Origin of the sequence: Streptomyces sp. NPDC057702, from assembly GCF_042799315.1 — a bacterium.
Taxonomy (GTDB): Bacteria; Actinomycetota; Actinomycetes; order Streptomycetales; family Streptomycetaceae; genus Streptomyces.
In genome coordinates this window covers 235657-249452 of the sequence record NZ_JBHVJC010000002.1, presented here as the reverse complement: position 1 = coordinate 249452, position 13796 = coordinate 235657, and the positions used below count along the sequence as shown (strand labels likewise).

Here is a 13796-nt window from a genome sequence, read left to right as displayed (position 1 = left end):
CGTACGGGGTCAGGTGGGGGGTTCGTCCTCGTGCCGGACGACCGTGTCGGGGCCCGGCGACATCAGGGTCTCGTGGCCGTCCTCGAAGCGCACGCGGTACGGAGGCGTACCGCTGGAGCCGAGGACCTCGACGACTTCCGCGACGCGATCGTGCTGCCCCACGATCCTGCCGTGGACCAGCAGTCGGTCACCTACGCTCGCTCGCATCTGCGCTGGCCTCCTGTCCGGAAAGTTCCAAAGGTGCCAATGGTTCGTGTTCGTCAGTGTAGGACCGCCCGCGCCCGGGGGCGCCCCGTCCGGGGTGGCGCGGGGGCCCGCGCGGCTGGTCGCTAGCGGGCCCGCTGCGTGACGCCGATGCACACCAGGACGCCGACCGCCGCCAGCGGGGCGGCCAGGGTGAGGTGCTCGCCCAGCAGGAGGACCGACCAGATCAGGGTCAGCAGCGGCTGCGCGAGCTGGAGCTGGCTGGCGCGGGCCACGCCGATGGCGGCCATGCCGCGATACCACACGTACATCCCGATGAACTGCGAACCCATCGACACCCACACCATGCCCGCCACGACCTTGCCGGTCAGCTCCACCGGCTCGGTGGCCAGGGCGAACGCCGCGGCCGGCAGCGTCAGCGGCAGGCAGCACACCAGGGCCCAGCCGATCACCTGCCAGCCGGGCAGCTCACGGGTCAGCGTGGCGCCCTCGGTGTAGCCCGCCGCGCACACCACCAGCGCGCCGAAGAGGTAGAGGTCCGCGCCGCTGGGCGCGCCACCGCTCTGCTGGAGCGCGAACGCGATCACCACCACGGCGCCGACCACGGCCGCGATCCAGAACAGCCGCGAGGGCCTGGCCCCGGTGCGCAGGGCCCCGAAGGCGGCGGTGGTCAGCGGCAGCAGGCCCACCACCACGGCCGCGTGGGAGCTGGACGAGGTCTCCAGGGCCAACGTGGTGAGCAACGGAAAGCCGATCACGATGCCGGCCACCACGACCGCGAACCCGGGCCAGTGGCGGCGGGCCGGGAACGGGGCGCGCACCGCGAGCAGGAAGCCGCCGGCGACCAGGGCGGCCAGCACGGACCTGATTGTCGTCGTCGACCAGGGGCCGAGCCCCTCCAGAGCCCAGGCGGTGGCGGGAAAGGTCATCGAGAAGGTGATCACGCCCAGGACGGCGAGCAGCGTCCCGAGCCGTGCGCTCTGGTGTCCCGCGCCGTGCGAGGCGGCCTCCGCGGGGTCGACCGGCCCGGCCCCCTCGGCCCCGGTGGCCGCGAGCTCGGCGGTGACCGGCCCGGCCTCGGTGTCGGTGGCCGAGCCGGATGCGGTGACGGGGGCGGCGAGCCCGACGCCGGCGCCGCCGACGGGGTCGCGGGAGCCGGACCTGGACAGCGGTCCGCCGGGGGGACCGTCCATCGATACTGCTATCGCGTCACCATGGGTAGCGCTATCTTTTGCTCTCATGTACGAGCGTAACAGCGTGGCAAGCCTGGTCAGCTTTCTGCGGGATGAACTCAATCGCTACTCTCCAGGTGAGAAGCTGCCATCCAGTCGGGCCCTCATCGAGCGACACCGGGTCAGTCCGGTGACCGTCTCGCGCGCGCTGGCCGTGCTGGCCGCCGAGGGGCTGGTGGTGACGCGGCCCGGGGCGGGTGCCTTCCGGGCCGGGCCGCTCGCGCCGGCCGGCGGGCGAGCACGCGTGGGGGACACCTCCTGGCAGGAGGTGGCGCTCAGCGCCGAGGCGGCGGCCGACGCCGTGCCCCGCTCCGTGGACGCCTCGGGCATCCTGGCGACGCTGGCCGCCCCGCCGCCCGACGTGATCGAGCTCAGCGGCGGCTATCTGCACTCCTCGCTGCAACCCGAGCGTGCGCTGGCCGCCGCGCTCGGCCGCGCCGGGCGCCGGCCCGGCGTGTGGGACCGGCCGCCGATCGAGGGTCTGCCCGAGCTGCGCGCCTGGTTCGCCCGCCAGATCAGCGGCGCCACCGGCGGGGTCACCCCGGCCGACGTCCTGATCACCTCCGGCGGTCAGAGCTCGCTGACCACGGCGCTGCGCGCGCTCGCCCCGCCCGGCGCGCCCGTGCTGGTCGAGTCGCCCACCTACCCCGGTCTGCTGGCCGTCGCCCGCGCCTCGGGGGTGCGCCCGGTGCCCGTCCCGACGGATGCCGACGGGGTACGCACCGACCTGCTGGCCGACGCCTTCCGCGCCAGCGGCGCCCGGGTCTTCGTCTGCCAGCCGCTGTTGCAGAACCCGACCGGCACCGTGCTCAGCCAGGAGCGGCGGGCCGAGGTGATCCGGGTGGCGCGGGCGGCGGGGGCGTTCGTCATAGAGGACGACTTCGCCCGCCGGCTGGCCCACGAGGACGCCCCGACCCTGCCGCCCACGCTGGCCGCCGACGACCCGGACGGCACGGTCGTCCACGCCTGTTCGCTCACCAAGGCCACCGCGCCCAGCCTGCGGGTGGGCGCGCTGGCGGCCCGGGGCCCGGTACGCGACCGGCTGCGCGCCATCCAGGTCGTGGACAGCTTCTTCGTGCCGTGGCCGCTCCAGGAGGCGACGCTGGAGTTCGTCGGGTCGCCGGCCTGGCCGCGTCATCTGCGGGCGGTGGCGGTCGAGCTGCGCCGTCGGCGCGAGGCCCTGGTCGCCGCACTGGGGGCCGAGCTGCCCGACCTGCCGCCCGCGCGCGTGCCGCGCGGCGGCTTCCACCTGTGGCTGCCGCTGCCGCCCGGTACCGACGAGTCGGCCGTGGTGCGCGCGGCCCTGCACGCCGGGGTGGCCGTGGCGCCGGGTCGCCCCTCGTACGCGGCCGAGCCGCCCGGCCCCCGGCTGCGGCTGTCCTTCGCGGGCGTGGCCAGCCTGGCCGAACTGACCGAGGGCGTACGGCGGTTGCGGGTCGCGGTGGAGGGCGGGTGACCCCCGAGCACGGGGCTCGCGGCCGATCCGGCTAGCGACACACCAGCTCATGGCCTTCGGGGTCGGCGGTGGGGGCGCCCGGCTGGTGGCAGGTGTTGCCGTCGTCCGGGGGCGGCTCCTGGCAGGCGGTTGGCACGGGCCGTGGGTCTGGTGGCGCCGACCCGTCCACGGGGCCCGCTTCGCCACCGGTGCACGGCGGCGCACGCGCGACGGCCCGCGGCCAAGGCGCGTCCCCCGTGGGCCGGGGCGAGCCCCTGTCGACCGGCCCGGGTCCGCGCGGGCGCCACCGGGCGGGCCCGAAGCCCGGCCGAGCTGGCCCGGCCAGCCTGGGCCGGCAGCGCGGTCCACCGGGCCCGGCCGCCCCGGCCGGCCCCGTGGGGCAGGCCCGGCCACGCCGCCGGGCCCCGTACGACACCGCCCAGCCTCGTGTCTCCCCGGCCCGTCGCCGCTTCGATACGCCGCCGCCCCGGCGGGCGCGGGGCCGGCCGGGGCGGGGGTGTCGGGTGAGCGGGAGGTGAGCGTCGCGCTCGGTGGGTGGCGTCGGGGCGTACACGTCGGGTCGTACGCCCCGGCGCCGTGCGATCCGGTGCACGGGGGCCGGGGCCGGCCGCGTCCGGGGCGCGGGGTGCGTCAGGCGAGGGTGGCCAGCGCCTGGTTGAGCGTCTGCGACGGGCGCATGACGGCGGCGGCCTTGGCCGCGTCGGGCTGGTAGTAGCCGCCGATGTCGACCGGCGAGCCCTGCACGGCGATCAGCTCGGCCACGATCGTCTGCTCCTGCTCGGCCAGCGTGGCGGCGAGCGCGGCGAACGCCTTGGCCAGCTCCGCGTCCTCGGTCTGCCGGGCCAGCTCCTGGGCCCAGTAGAGGGCCAGGTAGAAGTGGCTGCCACGGTTGTCGATGCCACCGAGGCGACGGCTGGGCGACTTGTCCTCGTTGAGGAAGGTCGCCGTGGCGCGGTCCAGGGTGTCGGCGAGGACCTGGGCGCGGGCGTTGCCGGTGGTCTGCGCGAGGTGCTCGAAGCTGACGGCCAGCGCGAGGAACTCGCCCAGGCTGTCCCAGCGCAGGTAGTTCTCCTTGACGAGCTGCTGTACGTGCTTGGGCGCGGAGCCGCCGGCGCCGGTCTCGAACAGGCCGCCACCGTTCATCAGCGGGACGACGGAGAGCATCTTGGCGCTGGTGCCCAGCTCCAGGATCGGGAACAGGTCGGTCAGGTAGTCACGCAGCACGTTGCCGGTGACCGAGATCGTGTTCTCGCCCCGACGGATGCGCTCCAGCGAGAACGCGGTGGCCTCGGCCGGCGACTTGATCTCGATCCGCAGGCCCTGCGTGTCGTGGTCGGCCAGGTAGGTCCGCACCTTGGCGATGAGGTTGGCGTCGTGCGCGCGGCCCTCGTCCAGCCAGAACACGGCCGGGTCGCCGGTGGCGCGGGCGCGGGTGACGGCCAGCTTGACCCAGTCGCGGATCGGGGCGTCCTTGGTCTGGCACATGCGGAAGATGTCGCCGGTGCTGACGACCTGCTCCAGGACGACGTCGCCGTTGCCGTCCAGGACCCGCACCGTGCCGGTGGTGGGGATCTCGAAGGTCTTGTCGTGGCTGCCGTACTCCTCGGCCTTCTGCGCCATCAGGCCGACGTTGGGCACCGAGCCCATCGTCGCCGGGTCGAAGGCGCCGTTGGCGCGGCAGTCGTCGATGACGACCTGGTAGACACCCGCGTAGCTGCTGTCCGGGATGACCGCGAGGGTGTCGGCCTCCTGGCCGTCGGGGCCCCACATGTGACCGGAGGTACGGATCATCGCGGGCATGGAGGCGTCCACGATGACGTCGCTGGGCACGTGCAGGTTGGTGATGCCACGGTCCGAGTCGACCATCGCCAGCTCGGGGCCCTCGGCGAGCTCCGCCTCGAAGGACGCCTTGATCGCCGCGCCCTCGGGCAGCGACTCCAGGCCCTTGAGGATGCCGCCGAGCCCGTCGTTGGGGGTGAGGCCGGCCGCGGCGAGCGTCTGGCCGTGCTCGGCGAACGTCCTGGGGAAGAACGCGCGCACCACGTGACCGAAGATGATCGGGTCGGAGACCTTCATCATCGTGGCCTTCAGGTGCACGGAGAACAGCACGCCCTCCGCCTTGGCGCGGGCGATCTGGGCGGTGAGGAACTCCCGCAGCGGGGCGACGTGCAGCACGGCCGCGTCCACGACCTCGCCGGCCAGCACCGGCACGGACTCGCGCAGCACGGTGGTGCTGCCGTCGTCACCGGAGAGCTCGATGCGCAGCGCGCCGTCCTCGGCGATGACCACGGACTTCTCCGTGGAGCGGAAGTCGTCGCCGTCCAGGTGCGCGACGTTGGTCTTGGAGTCCGCGCTCCAGGCGCCCATGCGGTGCGGGTGCGCCTTGGCGTAGTTCTTGACCGAGGCGGGGGCGCGGCGGTCGGAGTTGCCCTCGCGCAGGACGGGGTTGACCGCGCTGCCCTTGACCTTGTCGTAGCGGGCGCGGGTCTCGCGCTCCTCGTCGGTCTTCGGGTCGTCCGGGTAGTCCGGCAGCGCGTAGCCCTGCTCCTGGAGCTCGGCGACGGCGGCCTTGAGCTGCGGGATCGAGGCCGAGATGTTCGGCAGCTTGATGATGTTGGCACCCGGCGTCTTGGCGAGCTCGCCCAGCTCGGCCAGGGCGTCGTCGATGCGCTGGCTCTCCTGGAGACGCTCGGGGAAGCTCGCGATGATCCGCCCCGCCAGGGAGATGTCACGGCTCTCGACGGCCACTCCGGCGGTGGAGGCGTACGCCTCGATCACCGGCAGGAAGGAGTACGTCGCCAAGGCCGGGGCCTCGTCGGTGTGCGTGTAGATGATGGTCGAGTCAGTCACCGGGTGCTCCGCTCCACGTCTGCAACATTGCTCGACATCAAGATATCTCGTGATCGACCCTCCCTCGACAGGACCCCGCCCACCGTCCGGCCGCACGGGTCGCGGGCGCCGGTCCCGGGCCCGGTCCGGCCGGGACCACGGGGCTCGCCTTCCGGGTCGGCCACACCGTGGAACAGGAAGGGGCCGGCCGGTTCTCCCTGTCTCGTCGGCGAGCGGCCGGTCGTGCTCGTCGTCGACGCACGGGGAGTACCGCCCTGGCCGGTCCGCGCCAGCGGGCGTCGGCCGGTGGCCGCGCCGGGTGTGGGGAAGGGCTCAGCCGCTGACGGCCAGGCGGACGCCGAGAGCGGCGACGACCGTGCCGGTGACGCGGTCCAGCAGCCGCTGTGCCCGCCGCGTCCGCAGCCACCGGTGCAGGACGCGGGCGCAGCCGATCAGCACCGTGGACCACACCAGGGCCAGCCCGATGTGCACGAGCGTGAACAGCAGCCCGAGGGAGAGGTGGTCGCCGCCCGGCGGGATGAACTGGGGCAGCACGGCGACGTAGAAGGCGCCCACCTTCGGGTTCAGCAGGTTGGTGACCATGCCCTGGCGTACGCCGCCGAGCAGCGAGTCCGTGACGTGCGGCGCCGTCGCCTGGGACGGTTCCTCCCGCGCCGCGCCACGGAGGGTGTCGCCGATCATCCGCAGGCCCAGCCACACCAGGTAGCCGGCGCCGGCCCAGCGCAGCAGGTCGTAGGCGATCGCGGAGGCCGTCAGCAGCGCGGTCACCCCGAGCGAGGTGAGCGCGCCCCACACCAGCGTGCCGCTCTGGATGCCGAGGACGACACCCCAGGCCCGCTGGGGGCGACCCAGCAGGCGGGTGCGCAGGATCAGCGCGGTGTCCAGACCGGGGGTGAGCGTCAGGAGCCCCACGACCAAGGCGAAGGACCAGAGCGCGGTACTCGTGGCCATGAGCGGTCAGCGTAGTCGCCGCGCCGCCCGCCCGGTGGGTTCGGGCCCGGCGGGAGGCAGCCGGGACGGGCCGGGGTGGGTGGCCCGGCCCCGGTGCCATGATGCTCCTCGCGGGCGGGACGCCGCCGACGGCGCGCACCGGGTCGGCCGGCCGTGGCCCACTCGCCGACAGAGCCCGGCATACCCGACGAGGGGAAGCACGTGAACGACCAGGAACAGTGGGAGCGGGCCGACCCCGAGGTCTGCCGGCGCGTGCGGGAGAGCTTCGACCGCCAGGGGCTGATGAGCCACCTCGGTGCCCGGATATCCCACATCGGGCCCGGCCGCGTGCACATCACGCTCCCGAGCCGGCCCGAGGTCGCCCAACAGCACGGGTACGTGCACGCCGGCGCCACCAGCGCGGTCGCCGACAGCGCCGGCGGCTACGCCGCCTACACGCTCTTCCCCGAGGACGCCGACATCCTCACCGTCGAGTACAAGATCAACCTGCTCGCTCCCGCCCTCGGCGACCACATCGAGGCGATCGGCACCGTCCTGCGGCCCGGACGCACCCTGACCGTGTGCCAACTGGAGGTCTTCGGCGTCCGGGACGGCCAGCGCCAGCTCGTCGCCAACGGGCAGCAGACGCTGATCCGCGTCACCAGGCGCGGCTAGCGCGCGCGTTCACGTCTCCCGACACCACCGCCCCGGCAGACTCCTCCCGGAGGACGCCGACCCGGGGCCGCGGCCCCCGCGTGCCCGGACGAGTCGGGGCCCGAACAGCGGCTGGCCAACCGGTTGCGGTCGGGCCTTCGCGCGCTGCGGGCGGCGCGCGGCGCGGACCTCGGCTACGGGCGGACCCTGCCCCGCGCGCTGTACGAGGCCGGTCTGGCCGCTGTCGGGGCCGTCGCGTACGTCCCGATCACCTCGCCCGCCCGCGCCGCCCTGAAGGCCGCGACCGTGCGGCACCTCCGCGCGCGGCTGGTGGCGGCCGGACTGGCCACCGACCGGGAGGTCGACGGACACCCGATGAGCGTCACCGCCGGTCGTCTGGGCCTGGCCGCCGCCCCGGTGAGCTCCGCCTGGGGCCGCCGCCCGCGAGCGTCCCCCCGGCGCCGTGCCCGTCGCCGGGGTGGTCAGGCGGCGGGGACGGGGCCGCCGGGACGGAACCGCTCCACCCCGACGATGTGACGCACCTTCAGCGGACGGACGATCACCGCGACCCGCTTCTCACCCGGCATGATCCACTCGAAGCGCTCGCCGCCCAGGTACTTGCGGGCCAGCCGGTCCATCCGGTCGTGCGCCTCCTGGCCCTCGACGAAGCGCGTCACCTCGCCGCTGATCTGCACCCGGTCGAAGGGGTCGACGGCGTCCGCGTGCGAGAGGTAGACGCGGGGGTCGTGGCGCAGGTTCTCCTCCTTCACCCGCCCCACCGAGGTGTTGAACGTCAGCTCCCCCTCGCCCTCCAGGTCCACCCACATCGGGCTGACCTGCGGCGCTCCGTCGGGGAACACGGTGCCGACGTACCAGATGTGCGGAGCCCGCAGCCGGGCGCGAACGGCTTCGTCGAAGATCGCGGTCATCCCGAGAGGCTACCAACGGTGAATCTTTGGCCATCGCCTGGAGTCGTGGGTTCCGGTGGGGTGGGCGGCCCGGCGCCCCGACGTGGCCGAGGGTGGGGGAGGGGCGACGGGTCGGGCGGGGGTGCGCGGCCGGAAGCGCGTGGTGGCGGGCGGAGGCGCGGGCCGGGGTGTGCGGCTTCCTCGGGGGTGGTCCTCAGTCGAGCCGCTCGGCGAGTCCGACGAGAACGCCCTCGGGGCCACGGACGTAGCAGAGCAGGTAGACGTCCTCGTACCGGGAGATCTCGCCCACGAGTTCGGCGCCGTGGGCGCGCAGCCGGGCCAGGGTGTCCTCGATGTCGTCGACGGCGAACATGACGCGCCGCAGGCCCAGCGCGTTGACCGGGGTGTCCGCTGGTGCGGGGCCGGTCGCGCGCGGTGTGTGAAAGCGCGTCAGCTCCACCTTGCCGTGGCCGTCCGGGGTCCGCATCATGGCGATCTCGACGCGCATGCCGTCCAGCCCGACGACGCGGTCCGCCCAGCGCCCCTCGATCGGCGCCCGTCCCTCCAGCTCCATGCCGAGTTCGGTGAAGAACGCCACGGCGGCCTCCAGGTCGTCGACGACGACGCTGATGTTGTCCATGCGCTGGATCGCCATGCTGGGCTCCCTTGTCGCGGGTCCGGTCGCGACGACCGACGTCCGCCCGGTTTTGGGCCGTCGCGCGTACGCCCCGCATCCTCGCCGCTCGCCCGGCGCGGCAAAACATCCGACGCGACACCGTTCCGCCGACCGGACCCCGGCCGTGGCCGACCTCCGCGCGGCCACTTCCCCGATGCGCCTCGTCGGTCGGGCGTCGGGCGGAGCCCCCACCTCTCATTGCATAAAGCTACCTAGCTCCGTATAGTCATGCCATCACGGAGGAGGGGTTCGATGACGGTACGCGTAGCGGTGGCCGGGGCCAGTGGGTATGCGGGCGGGGAGGTCCTGCGGCTGTTGCTCGGGCACCCCGAGGTGGAGATCGGCGCGCTGACCGGCAACAGCAACGCGGGCCAGTCGCTCGGCGCGCTCCAGCCGCATCTGGGGCCGCTGGCCGAGCGGGTGTTGGCGCCGACCGAGGTCGCGCACCTGGTCGGGCACGACGTGGTCTTCCTCGCGCTGCCGCACGGGCAGTCCGCCGAGGTCGCCCGGGAGCTGGGCCCCGAGGTGCTGGTGATCGACTGCGGCGCGGACTTCCGGCTGCGCGAGGCCGCCGACTGGGAGGCGTTCTACGGTTCGCCGCACGCCGGCACCTGGCCCTACGGGCTGCCCGAACTGCCCGGCGCGCGCGAGGCCCTGCGCGGCGGCAAGCGCGTCGCGGTGCCCGGCTGCTACCCGACGGCCGTCTCGCTCGCCCTCTTTCCCGCCTACGCCGCCGGCCTGGTCGAACCGGACGCGGTGATCGTCGCGGCGTCCGGCACCTCCGGCGCGGGCAAGGCCGCCAAGCCGCACCTGCTGGGCAGCGAGGTGATGGGCTCCATGAGCCCGTACGGCGTCGGTGGCGGGCACCGGCACACCCCCGAGATGGTCCAGAACCTGTCGGCCGTCGCGGGGGAGCGGGTCAGCGTCTCCTTCACGCCCACGCTCGCGCCCATGTCGCGCGGCATCCTCGCCACCTGTAGCGCCCGCACCCGGCCGGGCGTCGACGGGGAGGCGGCGCGCGCGGCGTACGACAAGGCGCTGCGGGACGAGCCCTTCGTCCGTCTGCTGCCCGAGGGGCAGTGGCCCGCCACCGCCGCCGTGTACGGGTCCAACACCGCGCTGCTGCAACTCGCCCACGACCCGGCGGCCGGGCGCCTCATCGTGATCGCCGCCATCGACAACCTGACCAAGGGCACCGCCGGCGGCGCCGTCCAGAGCATGAACCTCGCCCTCGGCCTCCCCGAGGAACTGGGCCTGCCGGCCACCGGCCTCGCGCCGTGAACCACCGACCCGCCCACCCCGCCGGACACGCGGCCACCGCCGCCCACCCCCGGCCCACCCATCCCACCGGGCCCCGGCCCGCCGCGTTCCGCCCGCACCACCGCCGCTGGCGCCAGCCGGCACGCCCGGTACCGCAGGCAGCCCCGCGCGCGGCAGTCGCCGCCGCGGTCGCCCCCTTGGAAGCGAACGGAGCAGCACAGTGAGTGTCACGGCAGCACAGGGATTCACCGCGGCGGGCATCGCCGCCGGACTGAAGGACAACGGCACGTCCGACGTGGCCCTGGTCGTCAACCAGGGCCCCCGGCTGGCCGCGGCCGGCGTCTTCACCTCCAACCGGGTCAAGGCCGCTCCCGTCCTGTGGTCCGAGCAGGTCCTGGCGGGCGGCGCGATCTCGGCCGTCGTCCTCAACTCCGGTGGCGCCAACGCCTGCACCGGCCCCCTCGGGTTCCAGGACGCCCACGCCACCGCCGAGAAGGCCGCCGAGGTGCTCGGGCACAGCGCCGGCGAGGTCGCCGTCGCCTCCACCGGCCTGATCGGGGTACGGCTGCCGATGGACAAGCTGCTGCCGGGCGTCGAGCGGGCCGCCGCCGCGCTCACCCCGGACGGCGGCGAGCGGGCGGCCATCGCGATCAAGACCACCGACACCGTGCACAAGACGGCGCACCACCGCGCCCCGGAGGGCTGGACCGTCGGCGGCATGGCCAAGGGCGCGGGCATGCTCGCGCCGGGCCTGGCCACCATGCTCGTCGTCCTGACCACCGACGCCGACCTGGAAGCCGGCGCGCTGGACAAGGCGCTGCGCGAGGCCACCCGGGTCACCTTCGACCGGGTCGACTCCGACGGCTGCATGTCCACCAACGACACGGTGCTGCTGCTGGCCTCCGGCGCCTCGGGCGTCGCACCCGAGCACGCGGCGTTCGCCGAGGCGGTGCGCGTGGTCTGCGACGACCTGGCACGCCAGCTCATCCGGGACGCCGAGGGCGCCTCCAAGGACATCCGTATCGAGGTCGTGGGCGCCGTCTCCGAGGAGGACGCGGTCGAGGTCGGCCGCTCCATCGCCCGGAACAACCTCCTCAAGTGCGCCCTGCACGGCGAGGACCCCAACTGGGGCCGGGTGCTGTCGGCCATCGGCACCACCTCGGCCACCTTCGAGCCCGACCAGCTGAACGTGGCGATCAACGACGTGTGGGTGTGCCGCGAGGGCTCCGTCGGCGAGGACCGGGAGCTGGTGGACATGCGCTTCCGCGAGATCCGCATCACCGCCGACCTCGCGGCCGGTACCGAGTCCGCCGTCATCTGGTCCAACGACCTGACGGCCGACTACGTCCACGAGAACAGCGCGTACTCCTCATGAGTCACACCACCCCCGAACCCGCCCCCCGGCCCGCCGCCCCGCCGCCCGCCGCCGTGTCGGCGCGGCCGGACGTGCCGGCCCAGCCGGGGCAGGCCACGGCCCCCGCGCACCCCGCCACCCGCAAGCACACCGCGCTGCCCAAGGCCCGCACGCTCATCGAGGCGCTGCCGTGGCTGACCCGGCACCACGGCAAGTGCGTCGTCATCAAGTTCGGCGGCAACGCCATGGTCGACGCGGACCTTAAGGCCGCCTTCGCCCAGGACGTCGTCTTCCTGCGGCACGCCGGCCTGCGCCCGGTGGTGGTGCACGGCGGGGGCCCGCAGATCAGCGCCCAACTCGACCGGCTCGGCCTGGAGTCGACGTTCGCGGCCGGCCTGCGGGTCACCACGCCCGAGGCGATGGACGTCGTGCGGATGGTGCTGGCCGGCCAGGTGCAGCGGGAACTGGTCGGCCTGCTCAACCAGCACGGGCCGCTGGCCGTCGGCATGACCGGCGAGGACGCGCACACCATGACGGCCACCAAGCGCTACGCCGAGGTGGACGGGGCACCGGTCGACCTGGGCCGGGTCGGCGAGATCACCCGCATCGAGGTGGGCGCCATCCAGGCCCTCCTCGACGACGGCCGCATCCCGGTGATCTCCTCCATCGCCCGCAGCCAGGACACGGCCGACGGCCCGACCGGCGGCGTCTTCAACGTCAACGCCGACACCGCAGCCGCCGCGCTGGCCGCCGCGCTCGGCGCCGAGACGCTGATGGTGCTCACCGACGTCGAGGGGCTGTACGCGGACTGGCCGCACAGCGACGAGGTGATCAGCCAACTGACCGCCTCCGAACTGGAGAAGCTGCTGCCCGAACTGGCCAGCGGCATGGTGCCCAAGATGGAGGGCTGTCTGCACGCCGTGCGGGGCGGGGTCACCACCGCGCGCGTCATCGACGGCCGGGTACCGCACTCCATCCTGCTGGAGATCTTCACCGACGAGGGCATCGGCACCATGGTCGTGCCGGACGAGGAGCACAGATGAGCAACTCCGTACTGGCCAAGCGCTGGCAGGACGCGCTGATGGACAACTACGGCGCCCCGCGCGTCCCGCTCACCCGCGGCAGCGGCACCCGGGTGTGGGACGCCGAGGGCAGGGAGTACCTGGACTTCGTCGCCGGCATCGCGGTCAACTCGCTCGGGCACGCCCACCCGGCCGTCGTCCGCGCCGTCAGCGAGCAGATCGCCACCCTGGGCCACGTCTCCAACCTGTTCGTCGCCGAACCCCCCGTCGCCCTCGCCGAGCGGCTGCTGCACCTGTACGGCGCCGACCAGGGCGGCCGGGTCTACTTCGGCAACTCGGGCGCGGAGGCCGCCGAGGCCGTCTTCAAGATCGGTCGGCGCACCGGACGCACCCACATGGTCGCCACCGTCGGCGGCTTCCACGGCCGCACCATGGGCGCGCTGGCCCTCACCGGCCAGCCCGCCAAGCAGGAACCGTTCCTCCCGCTGCCCGGCACCGTCACCCACGTGCCCTACGGCGACGCGGACGCCCTGCGCGCGGCCGTCACCACCGACACCGCGCTGGTGATCGTCGAGCCCGTGCAGGGCGAGAACGGCGTGGTCGTGCCGCCGGCCGGCTACCTGGCCGCCGCCCGCGAGATCACCCGCGCCACCGGCACCCTGCTGGCCGTCGACGAGGTGCAGACCGGTATCGGCCGCACCGGCCACTGGTTCGCCAGCCGCGCCCAGGGCGTCCAGGCGGACGTCGTCACCCTGGCCAAGGGGCTCGGCGGCGGCCTGCCCATCGGCGCCACCCTCGCCTTCGGGCCCGCCGCCGACCTGCTCGCCCCCGGCCAGCACGGCTCCACCTTCGGCGGCAACCCGATGGCCTGCGCCGCGGCCCTGGCCGTACTCGACACGATCGAGAGCGAGGGAATACTCGACCACGTCCAGCGCGTCGGGCAGCGGCTGCGCGGGGAAATCGAGGCGCTGGGCCACCCGCACGTCGCCCAGGTCCGTGGCGCGGGCCTGCTGCTGGGTATCGTGCTGCACGAGCCGCTGGCGCAGCGGGTGCAGCAGGCGGCTCAGGACGCCGGGCTGCTGGTGAACGCGGTCGCGCCGGATGTGATCCGGCTCGCGCCGCCGCTCATCGTCACGGACGAGGAGATCGACACGTTCCTTGGGGCGCTGCCCGCCGTCCTCGACGGGGTACCCGTGCCGCATGGGGCCAGCGCGCCCGATGGGGACCAACGATCCGGAGACTGACAGACG

The 13796-nt window shown here is 74.2% G+C and carries 12 protein-coding genes and 1 pseudogene; 7 read left to right on the top strand and 6 right to left on the bottom strand.

The window, feature by feature from the left end:
* Positions 1-9: 9 nt before the first annotated feature.
* Both ACFVFR_RS02515 and ACFVFR_RS02510 read right to left on the bottom strand, forming a co-directional pair.
* Complete coding sequence (locus tag ACFVFR_RS02515) at positions 10-207, bottom strand: DUF1918 domain-containing protein (RefSeq protein WP_383697319.1); 198 nt, start codon at positions 205-207, stop codon at positions 10-12.
* Positions 208-329: 122 nt separating this feature from the next.
* Complete coding sequence (locus tag ACFVFR_RS02510) at positions 330-1397, bottom strand: DMT family transporter (RefSeq protein WP_383697317.1); 1068 nt, start codon at positions 1395-1397, stop codon at positions 330-332.
* 46 nt (positions 1398-1443) lie between these two features.
* On the opposite strand from ACFVFR_RS02510, the gene ACFVFR_RS02505 reads away from it, so the two are divergent.
* Entirely contained in the window at positions 1444-2892 is a 1449-nt protein-coding gene (locus ACFVFR_RS02505) for a PLP-dependent aminotransferase family protein (protein ID WP_383697314.1), read from the top strand.
* A 630-nt stretch (positions 2893-3522) separates the two neighbouring features.
* Here the strand turns inward: ACFVFR_RS02505 and ACFVFR_RS02500 are convergent.
* Together ACFVFR_RS02500 and ACFVFR_RS02495 are read right to left on the bottom strand one after the other, a co-directional pair.
* The gene (locus tag ACFVFR_RS02500; protein ID WP_383697311.1) at positions 3523-5742 is read right to left on the bottom strand and encodes an NADP-dependent isocitrate dehydrogenase; all 2220 of its coding nucleotides are present in this window, start codon (positions 5740-5742) and stop codon (positions 3523-3525) included.
* A gap of 312 nt (positions 5743-6054) precedes the next feature.
* Positions 6055-6693: a LysE family translocator gene (locus ACFVFR_RS02495; RefSeq protein ID WP_383697308.1), complete on the bottom strand. Its 639-nt coding sequence runs from the start codon at positions 6691-6693 to the stop codon at positions 6055-6057.
* 282 nt (positions 6694-6975) lie between these two features.
* On the opposite strand from ACFVFR_RS02495, the gene ACFVFR_RS02490 reads away from it, so the two are divergent.
* Both ACFVFR_RS02490 and ACFVFR_RS02485 read left to right on the top strand, forming a co-directional pair.
* The gene (locus tag ACFVFR_RS02490; RefSeq protein WP_383697410.1) at positions 6976-7347 is read left to right on the top strand and encodes a PaaI family thioesterase; all 372 of its coding nucleotides are present in this window, start codon (positions 6976-6978) and stop codon (positions 7345-7347) included.
* Between the two features lie 19 nt (positions 7348-7366).
* Positions 7367-7863: pseudogene (locus ACFVFR_RS02485) on the top strand (hypothetical protein); the annotation flags it as partial.
* On the opposite strand, the gene ACFVFR_RS02480 reads toward ACFVFR_RS02485, so the two are convergent.
* Positions 7809-8255 carry a TIGR03618 family F420-dependent PPOX class oxidoreductase gene (locus ACFVFR_RS02480; RefSeq protein ID WP_383697305.1) on the bottom strand — a complete coding sequence of 149 codons (447 nt, stop codon included), beginning with the start codon at positions 8253-8255 and terminating at the stop codon, positions 7809-7811. The pseudogene ACFVFR_RS02485 and the gene ACFVFR_RS02480 sit on opposite strands and share 55 nt — an antisense overlap.
* 193 nt (positions 8256-8448) lie before the next feature.
* Entirely contained in the window at positions 8449-8889 is a 441-nt protein-coding gene (locus ACFVFR_RS02475; protein WP_383697302.1) for a VOC family protein, read from the bottom strand.
* A gap of 273 nt (positions 8890-9162) precedes the next feature.
* Between ACFVFR_RS02475 and argC the strand changes: the two genes are divergently transcribed.
* From argC to ACFVFR_RS02455, 4 genes are all read left to right on the top strand, one after another.
* Positions 9163-10191, top strand: a complete 1029-nt coding sequence (argC, locus tag ACFVFR_RS02470; protein WP_383697299.1) for an N-acetyl-gamma-glutamyl-phosphate reductase — start codon at positions 9163-9165, stop codon at positions 10189-10191.
* 199 nt (positions 10192-10390) lie between these two features.
* The gene (gene argJ, locus ACFVFR_RS02465) at positions 10391-11545 is read left to right on the top strand and encodes a bifunctional glutamate N-acetyltransferase/amino-acid acetyltransferase ArgJ (protein ID WP_383697296.1); all 1155 of its coding nucleotides are present in this window, start codon (positions 10391-10393) and stop codon (positions 11543-11545) included.
* Positions 11542-12567 (top strand): acetylglutamate kinase, encoded by a 1026-nt coding sequence (gene argB, locus ACFVFR_RS02460; protein WP_383697293.1) that lies wholly within the window; start codon positions 11542-11544, stop codon positions 12565-12567. Before argJ ends, argB begins: the two co-directional genes overlap by 4 nt.
* Positions 12564-13790 (top strand): acetylornithine transaminase, encoded by a 1227-nt coding sequence (locus ACFVFR_RS02455; protein ID WP_383697291.1) that lies wholly within the window; start codon positions 12564-12566, stop codon positions 13788-13790. Before argB ends, ACFVFR_RS02455 begins: the two co-directional genes overlap by 4 nt.
* Positions 13791-13796 lie beyond the last annotated feature (6 nt).

Bases quoted from the DNA above. Each gene is read 5' to 3' on its own strand.
- ACFVFR_RS02505 (WP_383697314.1), top strand. From the start codon at position 1,444: ATGTACGAGCGTAACAGCGTGGCAAGCCTGGTCAGCTTTCTGCGGGAT.
- ACFVFR_RS02510 (WP_383697317.1), bottom strand. From the start codon at position 1,397: ATGGACGGTCCCCCCGGCGGACCGCTGTCCAGGTCCGGCTCCCGCGAC.
- ACFVFR_RS02515 (WP_383697319.1), bottom strand. From the start codon at position 207: ATGCGAGCGAGCGTAGGTGACCGACTGCTGGTCCACGGCAGGATCGTG.
- ACFVFR_RS02490 (WP_383697410.1), top strand. From the start codon at position 6,976: ATGAGCCACCTCGGTGCCCGGATATCCCACATCGGGCCCGGCCGCGTG.
- ACFVFR_RS02475 (WP_383697302.1), bottom strand. From the start codon at position 8,889: ATGGCGATCCAGCGCATGGACAACATCAGCGTCGTCGTCGACGACCTG.
- argC (WP_383697299.1), top strand. From the start codon at position 9,163: ATGACGGTACGCGTAGCGGTGGCCGGGGCCAGTGGGTATGCGGGCGGG.
- argB (WP_383697293.1), top strand. From the start codon at position 11,542: ATGAGTCACACCACCCCCGAACCCGCCCCCCGGCCCGCCGCCCCGCCG.
- ACFVFR_RS02495 (WP_383697308.1), bottom strand. From the start codon at position 6,693: ATGGCCACGAGTACCGCGCTCTGGTCCTTCGCCTTGGTCGTGGGGCTC.
- ACFVFR_RS02455 (WP_383697291.1), top strand. From the start codon at position 12,564: ATGAGCAACTCCGTACTGGCCAAGCGCTGGCAGGACGCGCTGATGGAC.
- ACFVFR_RS02480 (WP_383697305.1), bottom strand. From the start codon at position 8,255: ATGACCGCGATCTTCGACGAAGCCGTTCGCGCCCGGCTGCGGGCTCCG.